General features: G+C 73.4%; 18 protein-coding genes. 11 read left to right on the forward strand and 7 right to left on the reverse strand.

The window, feature by feature from the left end:
* Positions 1-67: 67 nt before the first annotated feature.
* Entirely contained in the window at positions 68-589 is a 522-nt protein-coding gene (locus ACQPXD_RS20895; protein WP_432840947.1) for a monooxygenase family protein, read from the forward strand.
* A 142-nt stretch (positions 590-731) separates the two neighbouring features.
* On the opposite strand, the gene ACQPXD_RS20900 is transcribed toward ACQPXD_RS20895, so the two are convergent.
* Together ACQPXD_RS20900 and ACQPXD_RS20905 are read right to left on the reverse strand one after the other, a co-directional pair.
* Positions 732-3,554 carry an AAA family ATPase gene (locus ACQPXD_RS20900; RefSeq protein WP_432840949.1) on the reverse strand — a complete coding sequence of 941 codons (2,823 nt, stop codon included), beginning with the start codon at positions 3,552-3,554 and terminating at the stop codon, positions 732-734.
* Positions 3,555-3,591: 37 nt separating this feature from the next.
* Positions 3,592-4,380, reverse strand: coding sequence for an SDR family NAD(P)-dependent oxidoreductase (locus tag ACQPXD_RS20905; RefSeq protein WP_432840951.1), 789 nt, complete (start codon positions 4,378-4,380; stop codon positions 3,592-3,594).
* A gap of 107 nt (positions 4,381-4,487) precedes the next feature.
* On the opposite strand from ACQPXD_RS20905, the gene ACQPXD_RS20910 reads away from it, so the two are divergent.
* From ACQPXD_RS20910 to ACQPXD_RS20930, 5 genes are all read left to right on the forward strand, one after another.
* Positions 4,488-5,093: a TetR/AcrR family transcriptional regulator gene (locus ACQPXD_RS20910; RefSeq protein WP_432840953.1), complete on the forward strand. Its 606-nt coding sequence runs from the start codon at positions 4,488-4,490 to the stop codon at positions 5,091-5,093.
* A gap of 238 nt (positions 5,094-5,331) precedes the next feature.
* Positions 5,332-6,147: a class I SAM-dependent methyltransferase gene (locus ACQPXD_RS20915; protein WP_432840955.1), complete on the forward strand. Its 816-nt coding sequence runs from the start codon at positions 5,332-5,334 to the stop codon at positions 6,145-6,147.
* A gap of 242 nt (positions 6,148-6,389) precedes the next feature.
* Positions 6,390-7,121, forward strand: a complete 732-nt coding sequence (locus ACQPXD_RS20920) for a hypothetical protein (protein WP_432840957.1) — start codon at positions 6,390-6,392, stop codon at positions 7,119-7,121.
* Between the two features lie 128 nt (positions 7,122-7,249).
* Positions 7,250-8,122 (forward strand): oxidoreductase, encoded by an 873-nt coding sequence (locus tag ACQPXD_RS20925; RefSeq protein WP_432840959.1) that lies wholly within the window; start codon positions 7,250-7,252, stop codon positions 8,120-8,122.
* Positions 8,123-8,262: 140 nt separating this feature from the next.
* On the forward strand, positions 8,263-8,805 hold the full coding sequence (locus tag ACQPXD_RS20930; protein ID WP_432840961.1) for a hypothetical protein: 543 nt from the start codon (positions 8,263-8,265) through the stop codon (positions 8,803-8,805).
* A 3-nt stretch (positions 8,806-8,808) separates the two neighbouring features.
* Here the strand turns inward: ACQPXD_RS20930 and ACQPXD_RS20935 are convergent, their stop codons facing one another.
* Positions 8,809-11,049 carry a glycoside hydrolase family 3 N-terminal domain-containing protein gene (locus ACQPXD_RS20935; RefSeq protein WP_432840963.1) on the reverse strand — a complete coding sequence of 747 codons (2,241 nt, stop codon included), beginning with the start codon at positions 11,047-11,049 and terminating at the stop codon, positions 8,809-8,811.
* A gap of 117 nt (positions 11,050-11,166) precedes the next feature.
* Between ACQPXD_RS20935 and ACQPXD_RS20940 the strand changes: the two genes are divergently transcribed.
* Positions 11,167-12,186 (forward strand): LacI family DNA-binding transcriptional regulator, encoded by a 1,020-nt coding sequence (locus ACQPXD_RS20940; protein WP_432840965.1) that lies wholly within the window; start codon positions 11,167-11,169, stop codon positions 12,184-12,186.
* A gap of 67 nt (positions 12,187-12,253) precedes the next feature.
* Complete coding sequence (locus tag ACQPXD_RS20945; protein WP_432840967.1) at positions 12,254-14,047, forward strand: esterase-like activity of phytase family protein; 1,794 nt, start codon at positions 12,254-12,256, stop codon at positions 14,045-14,047.
* Here ACQPXD_RS20945 and ACQPXD_RS20950 read toward each other — a convergent pair.
* Positions 14,037-15,416, reverse strand: a complete 1,380-nt coding sequence (locus ACQPXD_RS20950; RefSeq protein WP_432840969.1) for a hypothetical protein — start codon at positions 15,414-15,416, stop codon at positions 14,037-14,039. The genes ACQPXD_RS20945 and ACQPXD_RS20950 overlap by 11 nt on opposite strands.
* Before the next feature lie 30 nt (positions 15,417-15,446).
* Between ACQPXD_RS20950 and ACQPXD_RS20955 the strand changes: the two genes are divergently transcribed.
* Positions 15,447-16,133 carry a TetR/AcrR family transcriptional regulator C-terminal domain-containing protein gene (locus ACQPXD_RS20955; protein ID WP_432840971.1) on the forward strand — a complete coding sequence of 229 codons (687 nt, stop codon included), beginning with the start codon at positions 15,447-15,449 and terminating at the stop codon, positions 16,131-16,133.
* A gap of 79 nt (positions 16,134-16,212) precedes the next feature.
* Positions 16,213-16,419: a DUF1918 domain-containing protein gene (locus ACQPXD_RS20960; RefSeq protein ID WP_432840973.1), complete on the forward strand. Its 207-nt coding sequence runs from the start codon at positions 16,213-16,215 to the stop codon at positions 16,417-16,419.
* 105 nt (positions 16,420-16,524) lie between these two features.
* On the opposite strand, the gene ACQPXD_RS20965 is transcribed toward ACQPXD_RS20960, so the two are convergent.
* Complete coding sequence (locus ACQPXD_RS20965) at positions 16,525-17,091, reverse strand: YbhB/YbcL family Raf kinase inhibitor-like protein (RefSeq protein ID WP_432840975.1); 567 nt, start codon at positions 17,089-17,091, stop codon at positions 16,525-16,527.
* Between the two features lie 18 nt (positions 17,092-17,109).
* Positions 17,110-18,525 carry an MFS transporter gene (locus ACQPXD_RS20970; protein ID WP_432840977.1) on the reverse strand — a complete coding sequence of 472 codons (1,416 nt, stop codon included), beginning with the start codon at positions 18,523-18,525 and terminating at the stop codon, positions 17,110-17,112.
* Positions 18,526-18,628: 103 nt separating this feature from the next.
* On the opposite strand from ACQPXD_RS20970, the gene ACQPXD_RS20975 reads away from it, so the two are divergent.
* The gene (locus ACQPXD_RS20975; protein WP_432840979.1) at positions 18,629-19,021 is read left to right on the forward strand and encodes a MarR family winged helix-turn-helix transcriptional regulator; all 393 of its coding nucleotides are present in this window, start codon (positions 18,629-18,631) and stop codon (positions 19,019-19,021) included.
* Positions 19,022-19,032: 11 nt separating this feature from the next.
* Here the strand turns inward: ACQPXD_RS20975 and ACQPXD_RS20980 are convergent, their stop codons facing one another.
* Entirely contained in the window at positions 19,033-20,646 is a 1,614-nt protein-coding gene (locus ACQPXD_RS20980; RefSeq protein ID WP_432840981.1) for a hypothetical protein, read from the reverse strand.
* Positions 20,647-20,683: the final 37 nt, after the last annotated feature.

A 20,683-nucleotide genomic window follows, 5' to 3' on the forward strand; every position in this document is an offset into this window, starting at 1 on the left:
GGAGGCGGGGCGGTGCGATCTGCTTGATCTCGCAACGACCCGTACCCACCAGTGAGGGAGCTTGACGATGCCGACCCGGGTCAACCGGCAGACCGTCGACCTGTCGTCCTATCCAGACCTCGTCGTGATCTACCTCGGGATGCGCGTGAACCGGCTCTTCGGCCTGCGCACGCTGCTGGGCTTCGGCCCCCGGATCGCCAAGTCCGCGGCCGACATGCCCGACGGGCTGCTGCTGCACGAGCCGGTGTACTACTCGCTGTTCCCGATGAACATCGGCATGCGCCAGTACTGGCGCGACATGCCGTCGCTGCTGGCGTACTCCCGCTCCGAACCGCACCGCCAGTGGTGGCTGAACTTCCTGCGCGACAGCGGTGGCACCGGCTTCTGGCACGAGACGTACCTCATGCAGGGCGGCATGGAAGCCGTCTACGACGACATCCCCAAGGCGCTGGGCTTCGCCAAGTTCGCGCCGCTGCGGGCGGCCCGCGGCACCATGTTCGGCTCCGCGGCGCGGGCCGGCCGGCACGACGACTCCGCCCCGGTGCTCACCGAGGAGGAGCTCTACGCCCCGGAGACGGCGGCGTCATGAGGCTCAGCCACGTCGCCCCGGTGAACGTGCCGGTCGAGGCGATCCCGGCCTCGCCCGGGACATCGAGCGCGAGCACGCCGCCGGCGCCTCGGGCAGGGTCGCGGCCCGGTGCGGCGACGAAGCCCGGGCAGGGGCGTGGGCGCTAGCTCGCGTCCTTGCCGGCGGCGCCGGCCTCGGCGACCAGGCGGGCCAGCTCGATCCGGGACCGGATGCCGAGCTTGGCGAAGGCGTGGCGCAGGTGCGAGCTCACCGTGTGCGGCGAGAGGAACAGCTCGTCGGCGACCTGCCGGTTGGTCCGGCCCCGGGCCACCAGGCGGACCACCTTCGTCTCGGACTCGGTGAGCCCGCCCCAGCCGGCCGGCGCCCGGGCCGGCGGGCGCCGGCGCTCGCCGTGCCCGCGCAGCAGCCGGCGGACCCGGGCGGCGTCGCGGTCGGCCCCGGCCGCGGTCCACCGCTCGAGCGCCGCGTCGAGCAGGGCCAGGCCGGCGGGCCGATCGGCGCCGGCGACCGACGCGCCGGCGTCCTCGGCGACCCGCGCGCGCAGCAGCACCCGCTGGTCGCCGGCGTAGAGCTCGACCGCCCGCAGCAACTGGGCCGGGTCCGCGCGCAGCGTGCCCCGGGCGTGGCACAGGGCCGCCTCGACGACCGGCTCGTCGTCGTGGCGGCGGTGCTCGGCCTCCAGCCGGGCCACCGCCGCCTCCGCCCGGTCCCGGCGCCCGGCGGCCAGCAGCAGCCGCACCAGCGTGGCGACGTCGGCGTGCTCGGCGAACGTGGTCACCTCGACGCAGCCGCCGAAGAGCCCGTCCACCGTCTCGTCGGCCATGGCCTCGGCGAGGCCGGCGCCGTTCGCCTCGTCCAGCCGGGCCCGCAGCCACAGCCCCAGGCGGCGCCGGTTGGGGGCGGCCTCGGCGCTCATCCGGGCCGCGCCGTAGCGGGCGGTCCGCGTCGCGGCCGGGTCGGCGGTGTGGAGGGCGACCTCGCCGAGGATGAACGTGGCGACGTCGTTGAGGTAGCCGCCGACGCCCAGCTCCTCGGACATCGCCAGCACCGCCTCCGCCTCGGCCCGGGCGTCGGCGAGCCGGCCGGCGTGCAGGTGGACCCGGCCGCGCACGGTCGCCCACACCCGGGCGTTGGCCAGCTGCCCCTCGGCCCGGGCCACGCGCGAGCCGGCGTCGGCCAGCCGCCACGCGTCGTCGATGCGGCCGATCGCGTTGAGCATCAGGGCCTTCCACGCGTCGGCGAGGGCCATCGAGCGGGTGGCGAGGGCCTCGTTGCGGTGCCGGATCGAGCTGTCGATGGTGCGCAGGCCGGCGTCCCAGCGGCAGCGCTGGAAGACGGTCACCGCCTTCGGGATCAGCACCGCCGAGGTCGACAGCGGGTGGCGGCCGTCCTGGGCCTCGGCCGCCGCGGCGTCGGCGGCGGCGCGGGCCGCCTCCTGATGCCCGTCGATGATGTGGGCGATGGCCAGGCCGGTGTGCAGGCGGGCGCGGAGGTCGGCGGGCAGGTCGGCCAGCTGCAGCCCGCGTCGGCACAGCGCGGCGGAGACGCCCGGGTCGTACTGCAGCGAGGTCGTGGCGAGCCGGTCGCGGATCTCGGCCTCGTCGACCGGCCCGAGCGCGGCGTCGCGGCAGCGGTCGAACAGCGCCGAGGCCTCCGAGGAGAGGCCGGCGTGGCTGAGGTACGTCACGGTCTCCACCAGCAGCGCGCCGCGCCCGGGATCGTCGGGGCGGGTCAGCCCGAACGCGTGCCGGCTCAGCCGCGCCGCGGCCGAGGGCGAGGTGCGGCCGATCTCCGCGGCGGCGCGGCGCAGCAGCTCGACCCCCTCCCGGTCGCCCGGCGCGGCGGTCTGCAGCACCAGCGCGGCGACCTCGGCCGCCGGCGCCCCCTCGGCCAGGCTCGCGTCGACGGCCTGCTTGCGCAGCGCCCGGCGCAGCGGCCCGGGCAGGCTCTCGTCGATCGCCTCCCGGACCAGGTCGTGGCGGAAGGCGAAGCGCTCCCCGGTCTCCACGATGAGGTCCGCGTCGAGGGCCTCGCGCAGCGGGCCCAGCAGCCCCGACGCCCGGCGGTCCATCATCCGGGCGATCTGCTCGACGGTGAACGTGCGGCCGAGGATCGCGGCCAGCTCCACCGCCAGCCGCGCCTCGTCGGAGAGCCGGTCGACCTGCCGGCGGATCGACTCGCGGAACCGCAGCGGGGTGCGCTCGCCGCGCAGCGTCGCCCGCCCGTCGCGCACGCTCACCGCGTCCTCGTCGAGCAGCCCGTGCAGCAGCTCCCGCAGCAGCAGCGGGCGGCCGTGGGCGCCGGCCAGCAGCTCGCCCAGGCGCCCGTCCGGCGCGCCGCCGAGCACGTCGCGGGCGACCTCCTCGACCGCCCGCGGGTCGAGCGGCTCGAGCCGCACCACGTCGGCGCCGAGCCCGCGCAGCTCGTCGACGACCGCGCGCACCGGCGCCGGCGCGCCGGAGCGCAGGGCGAGCAGCCACAGCACCGCGTCGGCGGCCAGCCGCCGGGCCAGCGCGCCGACCGCCCGCACGCTGGCCGTGTCGGCCCACTGCAGGTCGTCGAGGACGACGATCACCGGCGCCTCGAGGGTGGCCTGTTCGAGGCCCTCGCTGAGCTCCTGCAGCAGCCAGAACTCGCTCTCGCCGCGCTCGGCCAGCCGGCGCAGCGCGGCGACGTCGACCGGCGGGCGGTCGGTGGCGGTGAGGGCTTCCAGGAGTACCGACATGGTGACCTCGAGCCACGCGACCTGCCCGGCCGCCGAGAACACGCGCAGGCCCCGCCCGCACCCGAGGGCCGCCGCCTCGGCGAGCAGGCTCGACTTGCCGCTGCCGGCCACGCCCTCCACCACCACGACCCCGCCGTGCCCGTCCGCCAGGGCGTCCAGCCGCCCGACGAGCACGGCCCGCTCGGCGTCGCGGCCGCGCAGCGGGTGGACCGGCGACTCCCGTTCGCGGCGACCGGTCATCGGTGACCCTCCCGGCGCATGATGGTGATCTCCGCCCTCAGGCCGCGTGCGTCGCGCGCACGGCGTCCTGGCTGAACCGGATCATCGCGGCCCGGGGCAGGAAGCGGTAGCCGGCGCTGCTGAGGCGGTTGGCCAGGCCGGAGACCGCGGTCGGGGCGTGCCCGTCGAGGGCGTTGAGCGCGGTGCGGGCCACCTCGGCGGGCGTCTGCCGGCCGCGGGTCAGGAACTCCTTGCCGGTGTTGGTGAAGAACGCCGTCTCGGTGGCGCCCGGGCACAGCGTGAGCACGCGCACGCCGGTGCCGCGCGTCTCGCCCCACAGCGCCTCGGTGAACGAGAGCACGAAGGCCTTTGACGCGGCGTACACCGCCATGCTGGGAACCGGCTGGAATGCCGCGGTCGAGGCCACGTTGACCACGCCGCCGCAGCCGCGCTCGAGCATCCCGGGCAGCAGCCGGCCCGTCAGGTCGACCAGGGAGGTGATGTTGAGCTGGATCAGCCGGGCCACGGCCGCCGGGTCCTGCTCGGCGAACGCCCCGTGCGAGCCGATGCCCGCGTTGTTGACGAGCAGGTCGACCGGCCGACCGGCCGCGCGTAGCGCGTCGACGACCTCGCGCCCGGCGTCGGCCTCGGCCAGGTCGGCCGGGATCACGGTGACCTCGCGGCCGGGGTGCGCGGCCAGGATCTCCCGGCGCAGCCGCTCGAGCGCGTCGGCCCGCCGGGCCACCAGCACCAGGTGTGCCCCGCGCTCGGCGAGCTGCCGGGCCAGCTCCTCGCCGATGCCTCCGCTCGCCCCGGTGACCAGGGCCGTCTTGTTGATGAGTTCCATCGCCGCCTCCTTGGCTAACATGTGTAAGGCAACCGTAGCACCGAAGACTAACAACTGTTAGTCCTGACTTGACGTGACCGGCGGCACACCCGGGAAGGCGGCACACGATGAAGAACCGGCAGCGCGAGACGAACGCCCGCGGCCAGGGCGGCCGGCTGCGCGAGGAGATCCTGCAGGCCGCGGCCGGCCTGCTGGAGCGCTCCTCCCGCGATGCCGTCACGCTGCGCGCCATCGCCCGCGCCGCGGGCATCGCCGCGCCGTCGATCTACCCGCACTTCGCCGACCGGGACGCGATCCTCGACGCGGTCGTGTCCCGCGCCTTCGAGACGCTCGGGGAGCACTGCGCCGTGGCCGCCGCCGGCGCGGAGAACGGGGCGGCCCGGGTGCGCGCGGTCGCGCACGCCTACGCGGCGTTCGCCCGGGAGCGCCCGGGGGAGTACCGGCTGCTGTTCGACCGCTATCCGGGCAACATCAACCCGGCGACCCCCGAGTACGGGTCCGGCCGCCGCGCGTTCCAGTTCCTGGTCGACGCGATCGCCGAGGCGGCCGCCGACGGCACCGGCGCGAGTGCCGACCCGATGCTGGACGCCCAGGCGCTGTGGGCCGCGCTGCACGGCATCCACCTGCTGGTCCCGGCGATGCCGGGCTTCCCGTGGCGGCCGATCGACGAGGTCGTGGACCACACGATCACCGCCCTGGCCGCCCTGCGGTGAGGTTTCCGTGTGTCCGGGCCGACAGTCGCGCCTCACACGCTCGCGCGCGAGCCGCGGCCTCGCCGAACGGGATGCGCCGCAGGTCGCGGCGGTGCGGGGCAACCGGCCCCGTCGGGCGGCGCCCGCCCGCCGGGCCGCCGCCGGGCCCGCGCGGGCGCCTGCACGGCCGGCGCCGCGGAACCCGTCGTTAGGCTTCGATCCCCAGCAGCGGGTACGAATCCAGCAACCGGGAGGCACCATGAGCATCACCACGACCGGACCCGCAACATCGCAGTACTCGTTCGACAACGCCGCCCGCGAGGGCGACGAGCAGCTGCGGCTCCTCGCCGGCATCCTCGACGAGCACTCGACCGGCGTGCTCGCCCGCACCGGCGTCACCGCCGGCTGGCGCTGCCTGGACATCGGCCCCGGCGCCGGCACGGTCACCCACTGGCTGGCCGGCCGGGTCGGCCCCGGCGGCCACGTCACCAGCCTGGACCTCGACCCGCAGCACATCCCCGCGGCGGGCAACGTCACGGTCCAGCAGGGCGACGTGCGCACCACCGAGCTGCCCGCCGACCACTTCGACCTCATCCACGCCCGCCTGCTCCTGCTGCACCTGACCGACCGCGACGAGGTGATCCGCCGGCTGGTCGCCACCCTGAAGCCGGGCGGCCTGCTGGTGACGTCGGACTGGGACACCACCCGGCACGACGTGCTGCTGCACGCCCCGAACGAGGCCGCCACCGCCGCGTTCGGCGTCTTCCAGGAGGCGCTGCTGGGCATCCTGGAGAGCAACGGCGCGGACCTCGGCTGGGCCCACCGCGCCCCGCTGTCCCTGCGCGCCGCCGGCCTGGTCGACATCGAGACCGAGGTGCACAACCGCTTGTGGCCCGGCGGTACGGCCGCCAACCTGCTGCACGTCAGCAACTCCTACCAGCTGCGCGACGCGCTGGTCGCCCGCGGCGTCACGCCGGAGCAGCTGGACCTGGTCCGCGCGGCCATGCTCGACCCGGAGACGATGGTGTACTGCTACCTGACCTACACCAGCATCGGCCGCCGGCCTTCCCGCTGACCCCCACGGCGGCCACCGGCGCGGCACCAGCGATCATCGACGCCGACCCCGATCCGCGCGGCGGGGCCGGACATATGTCTCCGTGATCATGCTGCCCGCGGTGGCCGCACACCGGGTTTGCCATGATCCCGGAGACTTCCGGTCCCTGCACCGCGCCCCGCGGTGCGGCGCCCGACGGGTGGGACGTGATCGCCGACAACAGCTGAGCGTGGCTGCTGCGGCTGATCCTTACACTCGCCACCATGGCGACGTCACCCGCTGCCGTTCGAGACCTCGGCATTGAGCTGAACGGGCTCGGGTGGGTCAGCGACTTCATGGTGGCAGGGTCGTTGGCCACCGGCGACTACATACCCCGGATCAGCGACCTCGATCTCGTCGCGCTGGTTGACGGGCCCGTTGACGCCGGTCGGCAGGCCGCGCTCGCCGCGATCCATCGTCGCCTCGACGGCGGCAGCGGCGCGGGCTTCAATGTCGGCTGCGTATACGTCGACGCCGCGATGATCTCCCAGATCGAGATGCGGCATCCGACGTGGACTCACGGCCAACTCGTTCACCGCATCCTTTCCGGGATCACCAGAGCAGAGCTGGTGCGACACGGATACGCAGTCCTTGGGCGCTCGCCGCGCGACGTCTTCCCCCAAGTCTCGGCCGACGACATACGCGCGGCGGCCCGCGCCGAACTCACCGGTTACTGGGCCTGGGCCGCTCGGCGTCCATGGCTATGGCTGGACCCCACCATCGCCGAACTGAGCCTTTCGTCTATGGCCCGAGGCCGCCACGCACTCAGGAACGGCGAACTGCTCACCAAGACGCAAGCCATCAAGCAGGCGCACGCCCCGACCTGGCTGATCGACCGGCTCGGCGCCCGACGGCGAGGCGAATCCATCTCCTTACCGCGGATGCGGACCGCCTTTGTCGCCTGGCGCGACGCCCGCCGAACGGTCACTCAGGCGAAGCGCACCCGCCGAGACTGACACCGGGGGGCAGCCCTCTGAGACGGCTGGGCGCGCTCGGCCAGCGGCGGTGCCGCGGATGAACGTCGATACCGCGTCGGGCAGCGCGGCGCTCAGGTTGCCGTGGTGGTACGGGCTAGATTGGCGGCGTGAGCGAATCCCACGCCATCGAAATTCCTGATCTCGCCGGCAGAACCGCGATCGTCACCGGTGCCAGCGGCGGCCTCGGGCGCGAGACCGCGCGAGCGCTCGCCGCCGCCGGGGCCCGGGTCGTGCTCGCGGTGCGCCACGTCGACAAAGGGCGAGCCGTCGCCGCGGAACTGCCCGGACGGACGGAGGTTCGCGCGCTCGATCTCGCCGACCTCGCTTCCGTCCGGCGCTTCGCCGACGACTGGCAGGGCGAAATCTCCTTGCTGGTCAACAATGCCGCCGCTATCTACCCGCCTGAGCTGACCCGCACCAAGGACGGGTTCGAGGCGCAGTTCGGCGTCAACCACCTCGGTCACTTCGCCCTGACGCAGCTCCTGCGTGAGCACCTCACCGGCCGCGTCGTCTCGATCTCCTCCGCCTTCCAGGCCGCCCGCCTCGACCTCGACGATCCGAACTGGGAACGCAGGCGCTACAACGCTTCCCGCGCCTACAACGAGTCGAAGCTCGCCGTGCTGTTGTTCACCTTCGAACTGCAGCGACGGCTCACGGCGGCGGGCTCGGCGGTCCTCGCCACCGCCGCGCACCCCGGGTGGTCGGCGACCGGCGCGCTGTCGGACGCGCGCGGCTTCATGCACACGATCATGCGACTGAGCACTCCTCTGGTCGCGACGTCGGCGGAGGCCGGCGCGCGGCCGACCCTGTACGCAGCTACGGGCGACATCCCCGGCGGCACCTACGTGGGGCCCGGCGTCCTGCAGATGTATGGCGCGCCCAAACCGGTGCAGCCCTCGAAAGCGGCCCGCGACCCCGAGCAGGCGCGCCGTCTCTGGGAGGTCTCCGAGCAGCTCACCAAGGTGTCGGTGCGCGGCTGAGGTCTCGTGCGCGAGGATGCGTCCGGTGTCGCCGACCGGACCGGTGCGGAGCCGCGGAGGACGGCGGGTTGCCGACAGGGCCGTGCGAACGCCCTCAAATGATGGGATCCGGGATCGGGAAAGCTGGTTCTCTGGGCGCTATGACGTTTTTCACCGGTAGCCCGGCGAACCCGGGTGAGCAGGCGTTCCTCGAGCTGCAAGTGGCGGTCGACACCGTCGGGTCGTTTCAGTCGGCGACGCAGCATGCCGACAGCAAGGCCGGCATGCTCATCGCCGTCTATGCCGGGCTGGCGGCGTTCGTCAGTACCCGGGCCGGTGCGGACCTGCCGGGACTGATCCGGGCCGGGCACTGGGACTGGCGGCTGGTCGCGGCGGTCGGCGTGCTCGTCGTGTTCTCGGCGGCGACGGTCGCCACCGGTGTGGCGCTGCTGCGGGCGGTGCGGCCCCGGCTCACGCCGCCGCCGGAGGAGAACCGGTTCGCGTTTCCGACCGTCGCCGACCGGTTCGCCCGCGGGGTGGTGCTGCCGCGGGCCGGGGCGGACGAGATGTGTGCCGAGGCGTGGAGCATGGCCGGGGCGATGGCGGTGATCGCCCTCGCCAAGCACAACGACGTCCGCCGGGCCGTGCACGGGATGACGGCGATGCTGGTCACCGCGGTGCTGGCGATGTGGACCCTTTCCTAACAACTAGGCGATCGAGAAGGCGGCGCGGAGCAGGTCCGCGGGGCGGGAGCTGCGGCCGACCAGCAGGTCGAAGCGGCCCGGCTCGACCACGCGGCGGGCGTCGGCGGCGACCAGGGTGCAGGCCGCGGCCGGGAGGGTCAGCTCGACCTCGGTGCGCTCGCCGGCGGCGACGGTCACCTGCCGGAACGCCTTCAGCTCCCGCTCGGCCCAGGTGACGCTGGTGACCAGGTCGCTGACGTACACCTGAATCGTCTCGATCGACGGCCGGCTGCCGGTGTTGGTGAGCGTGACCCGGGCGCGGATCGTGCCGTCGGCCGGCACCTCCGGATTGTCGATGCGCAGGTCCGAGTACCGCACCGCGGAGTACGACAGGCCCTCGCCGAAGGCGAACAGCGGCTCCTGGGTCAGGTCGGCGTAGCGGTTGCCGTGCTGGCCGCGGATCTGGTTGTAGTACACCGGCAGCTGGCCGGCGTGCCGGGCGAAGGAGATCGGCAGGCGGCCGCTCGGCTCGATCAGGCCCAGCAGCAGCTCGGCCACGGCCCGGCCGCCCTGCATGCCGGGGTTGAACGCGGCGACGATCGCGGCGGCGCGCTCCGCCGAGGCGGGCAGGGTCGAGGGCTTGCCCTGGACCAGGACCACGACGACCGGCTTGCCGGTGGCGACCAGCGCGTCGAGCAGCGCCGCCTGGCCGCCCTGCAGGTCCAGCGTCGCCGTGGACTTGCCCTCGCCGGTCAGGGCCACGTTGTCGCCGAGGACCGCGACCACCACGTCGCTGGCCTCGGCCAGGGCGACCGCCTCGGCGATCCCGGCCGGGTCCGCCCCGGCGGCGCGGAACAGCGGCGGGCGCGGCTGGCCGTCGGGGAAGTGGGCGCCGGCCGGGTCGGGCTGCAGGCTGCCGATCTGCGCGCCCCGGGCGTAGCCGACCTCCCAGCCCTGCGGGGCAAGGGCGCGCAGGCCGTCGAGGACCGTGCTGACCGTCTCCCGCGGGTGGCCGTCGGGCATCCAGTCGACCTGACCGGAGGCGCCGGCCCAGTCGCCGAGCTGGGCGTGCGGGTCGTCGGCGTTGGGGCCGACGACCGCGATGCGCCGCACCGAGGCCGGCAGCGGCAGCGTGCCGTCGTTGCGCAGCAGCACCAGCGAGCGGCGGGCGACCTGCAGGTTGAGCTCGGTGTGGGCGGCGCTGCCGATGACCGCGGCCTGGCGCTGCGGGTCGGCGCCGCGCGGGTTCTCGAACAGGCCGAGCTCGAACTTGAGGCGGAGAATGCGACGTACCGCCGCATCGATCTTCGCCTCGGCGAGGCGGCCCTCGGCGACGGCCCGCTGCGCGGCGGCGAAGAACTGCGGGGTGGTCATGATCAGGTCGTTGCCGGCCTCGACGGCGACGACCGCGGCCTCCACGTCGTCGGCGCAGACGTGCTGCTCCCACACCATCCGCCCGACGTTGTCCCAGTCGGTGACGAGCGTGCCGGGGAAGCCCCACTCCTGCTTGAGCACGCCGTCGAGCAGCCAGCGGTTGGCGGTCACCGGCACGCCGTCGATGGCCTGGTAGCCGAGCATGAAGGTGGCGCAGCCGGCCTGCACGGCGCGCTCGAACGGCGGCAGGAACCAGGAGCGCAGCTTGCGCGGGGTCAGGTCCGCCTCGCTCGCGTCGCGCCCGCCCTGCGTCTCGGAGTAGCCGGCGAAGTGCTTGGCGGTGGCCAGCACCGCGGTCGTGTCGTGCAAACCGCCGCCCTGGTACCCCCGGATCATCGCCGCCCCGAGCTCCCCGATGAGGTAAGGGTCCTCGCCGAACGTCTCGTCGACCCGGCCCCACCGCAGGTCGCGGGCCACGCACAGCACCGGCGAGAAGGTCCAGTGGATGCCGGTGGTGGAGATCTCGATCGCGGCCGCCCGGGCGGCCCGCTCGATCAGCTCCGGGTCCCAGGTGCAGGCCATGCCGAGCTGGCTGGGGAACACCGTGGCGCCCGGCCAGAACGCGTGGCCGTGGATGCAGTCGTCGGCCATGAGCAGCGGGATGCGCAGCCGGGTCGTCTCCACCATGGCCATCGCCTCGCGGATGCGGGCCGGGGAGGCGTGCAGCAGCGAGCCGGCCGCCTTGCCCAGCACCGCGTCGGCGAGGTCGAGCCGGGCGTCCAGCTGCAGCATCTGGCCGGCCTTCTCGGCGAGGGTCATCCGCCCGACCAGGTCTTCGACGCGCTCCCCGACCGGCAGTGCCGCGTCCTGATACGGGAGTCTCTCGGTCACAGTCGTCACGGTCGTCGCCCTCGCGTCGGAAACTTTTTCGTCGTGTTTCGGTTGATTACGACGGTATGGGTACCGTACGTTTGCTGTCAACGCGATGAAACTGTTTCAGGAGAGCGCATGCCCGAGCGCGTGACCCTCGAGGACGTGGCGCAGGCCGCCGGCGTGTCGAAGGCGACCGCGTCGAAGGTGCTCAACGGCCGGCCCAACGTCGACCCGCGCACCCGCCGCCGGGTCGAGGAGACGATCAGCGCCCTCGGCTACGTGCCCAGCACCGGCCCCCGCGAGCCGCAGGCCGACGCCGTCGTCGAGGTCGTCTTCGACTCCATGGTGAGCATGTACTCCCTGCAGGTCCTCAACGGCATCCTGACGGCGGCCCGCGGCCTGGGCGTCGAGGTCTCCGTCGACGTGCTCGACCGCGGCGGCGGCACCGCCACGCCGCTCAGCGACGCCTGGCTCGGCCGGGCCGCCGCCCGCCACCGCCTCGGCGTCATCGTCGTCTCCCTCGCCCTCACCGCCGGCCAGGTGCGCACCGTCGAGGAGCTCGGCCTGGCGCTGGTCTCGGTCGACCTGACCGGCCCGCTCGGCGCCGGCCTGGCCAGCGTCGCCTCCACCAACTTCGCCGGCGGCACCCAGGCCACCGAGCACCTCGTGGCGCTGGGCCACCGGCGGATCGGCTTCGCCGGGCTGCCGGCCGACATCGCCGCGTCGCGGGAGCGCCTGCACGGGTACCGCAACGCCTTGGAGATGGCGGGCATCGAGGCCGACCCGGCGCTCGTCGTGCACGGCGGCTTCACCCCCGACGCGGGCTGCCGGATGGCCCTGGATCTGCTGTGCCTGCCCGACCCGCCGACCGCGATCTTCGCCGCCTGCGACGGCGCCGCGTTCGGCGTCTTCGAGGCCGCCCGCCGGCTGGGCCGCCGGGTGCCGCAGGAGCTGTCGATCGTCGGCTTCGACGACGTCGAGCCGGCCCAGTGGTCCTCGCCGCCGCTGACCACCGTCCACCAGCCGATCGCCGACATGGGCCGGGTCGCGATGCGCACCTTGCACACCCTGGCCCGCGGCGAGACCCCGGACTCCTTGCACGTCCAGCTCGCGACGCGGCTGGTCGTGCGCTCCTCGACCGCCCCGCCCCCGTAGCGGCGTTCACATCCTCCGATCACGCGGTGATCACCCACCGTTCACCCGCCGGCGATTGGTTGCGGGCATGCACCTGAACCACGTCGCCCGCAAGCGGGCATTATTCATCGGCAGCACGACGGTCGTCGTTCTCTTAGCCTCCGGCACCGCCTGGGCCGACCCCTTCGGATGGTGGGCCGGTCAGCCGCACCCGTTCGCGGTGAACGACGACCGCGGCGGCGCGTCGGGCAACGTCCTGTCCAACGACCGCGGCGCGACCGCGGTCGTGCGCCACGGCGGCCTCGACACCCCGGCCGCGGGCAGCCTGACGGTCGGCGCCGACGGCTCCTACAGCTTCACCCCGGCGGCCAAGGGCAGCCACGGCACGGTGCACTTCACCTACACCGCCACCGACGCCGTCACGCTCTACAAGGGCGCCGTGCCAGGCGGGGACAAGATCCCGTCGCTCGGCGGCCTGGAGGGAGCGGACGGTACCACCGCGCTGATCTCCGGCGGCGGCTACGGCTCGTCGTTCGTGGGCGTGCCGGGCAGGCCGGGCTGGTTCTACGGCGTCACCGACCGCGGCCCCAACGCCGACGACCTCGGCCCGGCCGGCGTGAAGGTCTTCACCCAGCCGACCTTCAACCCGCAGATCGGCGTCTTCCAGCTGACCGGCGGCAAGGCCGTGCTGCAGCGCACGATCGGGCTGCGCGCGCCCGACGGCACGCCGTACAACGGCCTGCCGAACCCGGTGACCAAGAACGCCGCGAGCGCCGAGAAGACCGAGGACCTCTACGGCACCTCCATCGACCCGGCCAAGCCCTACACCGTGCCCGGCACCACGCCGGCCGTGACGCTCGACCCCCGCTACGGCTACGACTCCGAGGGCCTGGCCGCCCTGCCCGACGGCACGTTCTGGGTCTCCGACGAGTACGGCCCGTTCATCACGCACTTCGACCGCAACGGCAAGGAGATCGAGCGGCTCTCGCCGTGGGGCGCCGAGTCCGGCCACAACGTCGACACCGCTCACCCGCTGCCGGTCGAGCTCACGCTGCGCACCAAGAACAAGGGCATGGAGGGCCTCACCGTCACGCCCGACGGCAGGACGCTCGTCGGCATCATGCAGTCCGCGCTCACGGTGCCCGACTACGGCCTCGACGCGAAGGGCAAGACGGTCAAGCCGGCCAACGTCGCCCCGGTGCGGATCGTGACCGTCGACCTGCGCACGAAGGCCATCCACGAGTACCTCTACCTGCTCACCAACCCGGGCACCACGGCCGGCGCGGTCAGCGAGATCACCGCGCTGTCCGACACGAAGTTCCTCGTCGACGAGCGCGACGGCAACCAGGGCGAGCCCGGCCAGGCCACGGCCAAGAACGTCTACGAGATCGACCTGACCGGCGCCACCGACGTCAAGGGCACCACCGTCGGGGCGAAGTCGATCGACGCCTACGTCGGCGACGCCCCGACCGCCAAGGCCCAGCAGCTGCTCGCCCAGGCCGGCATCACGCCGGTGGGCAAGGCGCCGTACCTCGAGATCGGCACCACACTCAACCAGCTCGACCCGTCGGGCGCGTTCTTCAGCCACGACAAGATCGAAGGCGTCACGGTCGCCGACGGCGGCAAGACGCTGTACCTCGCCAACGACAGCGACTTCGGCATGGACCACCTGCTGGGCCAGGACGAGGCCGCGTGCGAGGCCTCGGGCCTGTCCGACACCACCGCGTGCGCGCCGGTGAAGTCGGCGACCTCGGGCAAGTTCCTGGTGCACCAGAAGACCCTGGACGCCAGCGGCGTGGTCGACGACGGCGAGCTGCTCAAGGTCGACCTGTCGAAGCTGCCGGCGGTCCTCGGCACGGCGACGGTCACCATCAGGTACTGACGAACACGGGCGTGACGGTCGCGGCCACGTGGGCCGCGCCGTCGCGCACCCGCACCGGGACCGGGCCGCCGAAGGCGTCCACCGCCGCCGCGGCCGCCCGGTCCCACGGCAGGGCCACGTCCACCGCCGCCCGGTCCTCGCCGTCGAAGGTGTCGCCGGGCGCCCACACCACCCACAGCGGCCCGCGCTCCGGCCGCCGCACGAGGAACCCCGGCCCGCGCCGCTCGACCGCGGTCGCCCCGGCCAGCTCGCGGGCGAGGAGCGCGAACGTCTCGGCGGCCGGGTGCCGTCGGGTCAGCCCGCCGCCGGCGTCGAAGCCCATCAGCGGCAGCCGGCCGAAGAGCAGATCCATCATCTGGTACTTATCGTGGTATCCGGCCACCTCGGGCGCCAGGTTCCAGTAGGCGAGGCGGGTCACCCCGCCGCTCAGCGCCAGCACGGTGCGCACCACCAGCTGGCGGCAGGCGATCCGGTCGCGCTTGGCGGCCAGCCCGGCGGGGCAGCCGTCCATGAACATCTGCAGCCGCGGCGGCAGCTGGTCGATGCGCGCGTAGAGGGCGGCCATCGCCCGCCGCTCGGGCGTGTCCTGCCCGGCCAGCTCAACCAGGTCGGCGGCGTCGCCGGACGGCTCCGCGAGCGCGCCCATGAGCTCGGGGAACTCGAACAGGGTCGGCCCGGAGTGCTCTCCGGCCAGCACCGGCCGCTCGTAGCCGTGCGCGCGCATCATCGCCCGGGCCTGCTCGACGTAGTCCGGGACCAGCTCGGGCGGCCCGTAGAGGTGCACGTCGAACACGTCGAAGGCGTCCCGGCCGGCGTCGAGCACGTGGTCGAAGAACGCCCGCGGCTCGCTGCCCGGCGGGCTGCTGAGCACGTCGTACCCGCATCCGCCGAGCACCACGAGCGCGCCCGGGTCGGCGGCCCGGACCGCGGCGTGCAGGGCGCGCAGCTGCGCGACGTATTCCGCGGCGGTCCCGGCCCACAGCAGGCCGGTGTTGCTGGGCTCGTTGTCGCACTGGAGGTACCGCACGCGTCCCCGGCAGTGCTCGGCCAGCCGCCCGGCGAACCGCGCGTAGTCGGCCACGTCGCGGGCCGGCGAGGGCGGCAGGAAGGTGGTGGCCTGCCGGGTCGCCCACGGCGAGCTGGAGCAGACGGTCAGCCACAGCTCGGTGTCGCCGCCGACCTGGTCCAGCAGCGCGTCGGCGGCGTCCCAGACGAACCGGCCGGGCTCCGGCTCGATCTGCGACCAGTAGAGGTAGGCCCGGACCAGCCCGGCCCCGAGTGCCCGGGCCTGCGGCACGAACTCGCCGGGCGGCCCGAAGAGCCCGTAGCTGATCCCGCGCACCACGCCCAGCCGGAAAGTTTCGCTCATATACTTAGGTGTACCACGTATAGTTGGCTGATGCCGCCGAGTTCGCCACCCGTCTGGGCCCTGCCGGCCCCGCCGGCCCGCCAGCGCCGCCTCGGCCGCGAGGAGGTCGTGGCCGCCGCGATCGCCCTGGCCGACGAGGGCGGCCCGGCGGCGCTGACCATGAAGGCGGTCGCCGCCCGGCTGGGGCCCTACACGCCGATGGCCCTGTATCGGTACGTCCACGGCAAGGACGGCCTGGTCGACCTCATGCTCGACGCGGCGGTCGCCGAGGTCCCGGTGCCGGCCGCGCCCGGTGCCGGCTGGCGTGACGACCTGCGCGCGATCGCCGCCGCCACCCGGGCGATGACCAAGCGCCATCCGTGGTACGCCGAGCTGGTCCACACCCGCCCGCCGGCCGGCCCGCACGCGATGCACCGCCTTGAGATCATGCTGCGCGTGCTGACCACCCGCGGCATTCCGGTCGCCCGGGCGCTCACCTTCGCCGCGCTGCTGGACCGGCACATCATCGGCAGCGGCCTGCAGGAGGCCCAGGAGGCCCGCTTCGAGCGGCTCGCCGAGCCCGGCGCCTTCGCCACGATCCGCGACCTGGCCGCCGCCGACGGCGCCCTCCCGCTGCTGACGAGCTGGCTTTCCGCTCCCGCCCCCGGCCCGCCGGACGAGCAGTTCGACCTGGGCCTGGACATGCTGCTCGACGGGATCGCCGCCCGGCTGCCCTGATCACCCTCGAGTGTTGTGTCCCTTTCGCCCGTTGTACGGGCATCCTTGATGGGTCCGCCCGTGCGCACGAGGAGGGGCAATGATGCACGCGAACGTCGGAGACCGCCTGATCGTCGAGGGCACCCACGTGGGCGACGTCCGCCGCGAGGGCGTGATCACCCAGGTCCGCCGCGACGACCACACGCCGCCGTACACGGTCCGCTGGCACGACGGCCACGAGGGTCTGGTCTTCCCCGGCCCGGACGCCCGGATCATCCCGGCCGGCTCGTCGGACTCCCCGCACTGACCCGCCGGCGTATCGCCGCTCGGACCGGCCGCCGTCGCGCCGAGCGGTCAGCCTCTCCTGCACCCACCCCGCGATCGGGGTCACCTGGCTGCGGGTCAAGCGCGGTTACCGGATCTCGTAGGTGCCGTCGAGGCGGGCGCGGGCGATGACGTGGCCGGCCATGGCGTGCAGCGCGTCGGCGAGGGTGAACTTTGCGGGCAGGTCGGGCCGGGAGTCCAGGGCGAAGAGCTGGAAGACGTAGGAGTGCGGTCCGTGCGAGCGCACGGGCATCGGGCCGGCCCAGCCGCGGCGGCCGAGGGGGCCTTTGCCGTGTTTGAGCCCGCGGATCGGGCTGGGGTCGGTGAGGCCGTTCTCGGGGATGCCGCGCAGCGATGGGTCGATGCCGAGCGTGAGCGCATGGGTGGCGGGTTTCCCGAGGGGTACGTCGGGATCCTGGACGATGAGCACGAGCTCCGCGGTGCCGGCCGGCGGCGTTGTCCAGGCGAGGGCGGGTGAGATGTTCGGCCCGAAGAGCCGGCCGCGGTGCCGCTCGGGGATGGGGGCGCCGTGGTCGAAGGCCGGGCTGGTGAGGGTGAAGGTCTCGGGTGCTTGCAGGTCGGGGCGCGCCCAGACGAGCGTGTGGTGTCCGGCGCGCCGGTTGCGCAGTGCGCGGCCGAGGGGGTTTGCGGGCATGGTCGTGGTTCCTTCGCTCTATGCCTGGCGGGTGGGGAGGCCGGGGTTGCGGAGCCTGCGGTCGAAGACCGAGAGGGCCACGGCGACGATGCTGAGGCCGATCATGATCAGGGCGATGAGGTGGACGCCGCGGTCGCTGACGCGGTCGTGGAAGACGATGCCGGTGATGGCGGAGGAGGCGATGGAGCCGACGGAGCCGAAGGTGCGGAACAGGCCGGACGCGACGCCGAGCTGCTCGGGCGGGGCCTGGGTGTAGAGGGCGATCTGGTTGCCGCTGGCCGCGGTGCCGAGTGCGACGCCGAAGACCAGGGTGGTCAGCACGATCCAGGCGATGTTGGTGTCCGAGGCCAGGAACAGCACGCCGGCGGAGCCGAGCAGGCCGGCCAGGGCGGCGACGATGACGGGGCCGCGGACCAGGTTGCGCCTGGAGATCGGTGCGACGACAACGCCGGAGATCACGCTCATCGGCAGCAGGAGCAGGCCGGCGCCGAGGGCGGACGTCCCGCGTCCCGCCTCCAGCCACTGGGTGATGCCGTACAGCACGACGTACACGCACAGCGCGACCAGGGCGTACCGGACGTAGGTGCGGGTCAGCGCGCCGTTGCGGGCGAGCAGCCGCATGTCGACGAACGGGTGCGCGGCGCGTAGCTCCCAGAGGATCAGGGCGGCGAACAGGATCACGGCCGCCGCGAGGATGATCCAGTTCGGTTCGGGGAGCGAGAACAGGAACGCCAGCAGTGCGGTCATCGCCAGGGCGAAGCCGATGATCCCGGTCAGGTCGATGCGGGCGATGACCTCGCGGGCGGTTCTCGGTGCCTGCTGTGCGGGGTCGCGGGAGATCCAGATCAGCGCCGCGGCCAGGGCGATGAGTGCCACGGGCACGTTGACGAGGAACACCCACCGCCATCCGGCCGCCTGGACCAGCACGCCGCCGATGGGCAGGCCGAGGGAGGCGGTGGCGATGCCGGCGATCTGCAGACCGCCGAGCACGCCGCCGGGCGGCTTCTCCATCCCGGCCGCCGCGGCCCGGCGCTGGATGAGCATCATCGCCGACGGGTAGGCGCAGGAGGTGCCCAGGCCGATCAGGACCCGGGCGATCAGCAGCATGAGGAGGCTCCGCGCCGCCCCGCCGAGGACGCCGCCGAGCAGCACCAGGACGATCCCGGCGAGGAAGACGCGGCGGGCGCCGAAGACCTCCGCCACCTTCCCGGCCGTGGGCTGGGCGATCGCGCTGGCCAGATACAGCGCGGTCACCAGGGACGCGGTCTGGCCCACCGAGACGTGCAGACCGGCCGCGATCGGCACGAGCGCGGTAGCGATCATGGAGCTGTTGATCGGGTTCAGCGCGGACCCGATGAACAGCGGGGTGGTGAACCGCCAGGAGAAGGGTTTGGTCCCCACGCTCGCCTGGCCGGTCGCGAGCGTTGATGCCATGGGGTACTCCTTAGGTATACTAAGGACTTGCCTTTAGGTATACTAAGTACCCGTGGAGACGGATGCAACCGGTGCGGACCCCGGCACTGGGCTCGGCGGTCAAGTGCGATCAGCGGTGGGGCGGCTCTACCGCCGGTTCCGCAGCGAACGCCCGGAGGGCGGCCTCGGAGACACGGCGCTCGACGTCCTCGTCCGGCTGCACAAGTACGGCCCGCAGACGCTGACACAGCTCAGCGACCACGACCACGTCGCCCCCGCGTCGATGAGTCAGAGCGTGAACCGGCTCACCTCGGCCGGCTACGCGATCCGCACTCCCGATCCGCACGACCGCCGGAAGGTGCTGTTCAGCACCACACCCGAAGGCGCCGCGCTCGCCCTCGCCACCCGCACCCAGCGCAACGCCTGGCTGGACGCCCACCTCGACGCGCTCAGCCCCGAGGATCAGGACGCGATCGCCCGCGCCTGTGTGCTGCTGAGCAAGATCGCTGACTCGTAGGCGGGGATCGCTCAGAGGTTCGTGACGACCGCGACGGGATCCGTGCCGGTGTAGGGATAGTTCACGGCGTAGGGCCGTAGTGAGGCGGTCCAGGCGTCCTTCTCGCCCCACCACCACGTGCGGATCAGCAGCAGGCGCGCGTCCGGACCGTTGCTGCGGGCCCGGGCGACGGCCCGGTCGACCGCGTTCTGGATCGCGGGGGCGCTGTGCGCCCCGACCACGACGACGTTCTCGTCCCCGATGATCGGCGACCAGCCCGTGTCCGCCGCCGACGGCTGCCACGCCATGGGCTTGTCGTCGTGGTAGAAGGCATAGCCGTGGATGGCCGAGACGGAGACGATGACCACGTCGCCCGGAGCGCGGTGAGCGTCGACCCAGCGCACCTGGCTGCGAACGTCGGTCAGCGCGATCGGCGACGAATCCGGCACCCGCGAGTCGAGCCCGTCAAAGCGATACCACGCCCGGTTGTCCACCGCGAACGCACCCAGCGCGACCAACGCCAGCGCGGCCGAGCAGGCGATCCGCCAGACCGGCCGGGACCCGCGCGGGACGAACCTCGCGAGGTAGGTCGCGGCACCCAGCACGCCGATCCCGGCCAATGCGGCGCCGGCCGCGAAGAGGAAATACGAGGTGCGCTGGTCCAGCAACGGATACGTCCGCGCCACCCCGAGCGCGACCAGCAGCGCCGGGATTCCCACGAACGCCGCCATTGTCGCCACGCGCCGCTTCACGAGGAGCGCGGCGACGCCGAGGACGGCGAAAACCGGGATGGCCAGGTGGCGAAAGCCGGCCGACGGCCCCAGCGGGCGCAGGTGGGAGCCGAGGTAGCCGGGCAGCTGGGACGGTGACGGATAGAAGTCGTCCCAGTAGTGGCGCAGGGTCTCGTTGCGGTTGGGCTCGACCAGGACGAGGAACAGGATCAGCAGGGCGAGACCGCTCGCCGCGCCGGCCACCGTCGCCTCGATGAACCGGCGCCGATCACGGCGCGCGGCGGCGCCGACCATGAGGCCCGCGAACGTCGCCACCGCGACGATCAACGTGGCCTGACTCACCAGGAACGCGACCGGGGCAAGGGCGGCGACGGCCGCCACCCGCCGCCGGGACCAACTCCGCTCGAGCCAGGCCGTCGCCGCGAGCAACGCCAGCGTCACCGCCGCATCCGCGGTGTACTGCTTGAGGTCGTGCCGAAGCTGCTGGGCGGGCAGCAGCACCACCGCACCGGCGCACGCCGCGCCGGCCAGCATCGATTCGACCCGGGTGCGCCACGGCAGGAGCCGGCCCAGGGCATACGCCGCGACCACGGCGATCAGCGCGAACGCCAGCGGCACCAGGCGGAAGCTGCCGGGGTCCGCAACCAGGCGCAGCAGCAGCGACCAGCCGAGCGGCGTCGACGACGTGATCTGCGGCAGGTCGCTGAGCGGCACCCGGGTGGACAGCGCCACCCAGGCCTCGTCCTGCCAATACGGTGCGGTCATCCACATCGACAGATCATTGACCGCGAAGAATGCGCCGAACACCGCACCGAGCCACGCGATGTCAGGCAGGTAGCTGCGAAGCCGGCCACGAACCGCCACCACCGGCGCGCCGGTAACGGATTGATCCGCCCCGACAAGCTGGTCGACCATCTGCTCTCCTGGGGTGAAGGAGAGCAGACGCTACCAC

Origin of the sequence: Dactylosporangium sp. CA-092794 (assembly GCF_050948465.1) — a bacterium.
Classification (GTDB): domain Bacteria; phylum Actinomycetota; class Actinomycetes; order Mycobacteriales; family Micromonosporaceae; genus Dactylosporangium.

What these genes read in the sequence shown, in the direction of transcription:
- ACQPXD_RS20945 (WP_432840967.1), top strand. Translation starts at nt 12,254, where the DNA reads ATGCACCTGAACCACGTCGCCCGCAAGCGGGCATTATTCATCGGCAGC.
- ACQPXD_RS20940 (WP_432840965.1), top strand. Translation starts at nt 11,167, where the DNA reads ATGCCCGAGCGCGTGACCCTCGAGGACGTGGCGCAGGCCGCCGGCGTG.
- ACQPXD_RS20965 (WP_432840975.1), bottom strand. Translation starts at nt 17,091, where the DNA reads ATGCCCGCAAACCCCCTCGGCCGCGCACTGCGCAACCGGCGCGCCGGA.
- ACQPXD_RS20970 (WP_432840977.1), bottom strand. Translation starts at nt 18,525, where the DNA reads ATGGCATCAACGCTCGCGACCGGCCAGGCGAGCGTGGGGACCAAACCC.
- ACQPXD_RS20955 (WP_432840971.1), top strand. Translation starts at nt 15,447, where the DNA reads ATGCCGCCGAGTTCGCCACCCGTCTGGGCCCTGCCGGCCCCGCCGGCC.
- ACQPXD_RS20980 (WP_432840981.1), bottom strand. Translation starts at nt 20,646, where the DNA reads ATGGTCGACCAGCTTGTCGGGGCGGATCAATCCGTTACCGGCGCGCCG.
- ACQPXD_RS20950 (WP_432840969.1), bottom strand. Translation starts at nt 15,416, where the DNA reads ATGAGCGAAACTTTCCGGCTGGGCGTGGTGCGCGGGATCAGCTACGGG.
- ACQPXD_RS20910 (WP_432840953.1), top strand. Translation starts at nt 4,488, where the DNA reads ATGAAGAACCGGCAGCGCGAGACGAACGCCCGCGGCCAGGGCGGCCGG.
- ACQPXD_RS20895 (WP_432840947.1), top strand. Translation starts at nt 68, where the DNA reads ATGCCGACCCGGGTCAACCGGCAGACCGTCGACCTGTCGTCCTATCCA.
- ACQPXD_RS20930 (WP_432840961.1), top strand. Translation starts at nt 8,263, where the DNA reads ATGACGTTTTTCACCGGTAGCCCGGCGAACCCGGGTGAGCAGGCGTTC.
- ACQPXD_RS20900 (WP_432840949.1), bottom strand. Translation starts at nt 3,554, where the DNA reads ATGACCGGTCGCCGCGAACGGGAGTCGCCGGTCCACCCGCTGCGCGGC.
- ACQPXD_RS20915 (WP_432840955.1), top strand. Translation starts at nt 5,332, where the DNA reads ATGAGCATCACCACGACCGGACCCGCAACATCGCAGTACTCGTTCGAC.
- ACQPXD_RS20920 (WP_432840957.1), top strand. Translation starts at nt 6,390, where the DNA reads ATGGCGACGTCACCCGCTGCCGTTCGAGACCTCGGCATTGAGCTGAAC.
- ACQPXD_RS20960 (WP_432840973.1), top strand. Translation starts at nt 16,213, where the DNA reads ATGATGCACGCGAACGTCGGAGACCGCCTGATCGTCGAGGGCACCCAC.
- ACQPXD_RS20905 (WP_432840951.1), bottom strand. Translation starts at nt 4,380, where the DNA reads ATGGAACTCATCAACAAGACGGCCCTGGTCACCGGGGCGAGCGGAGGC.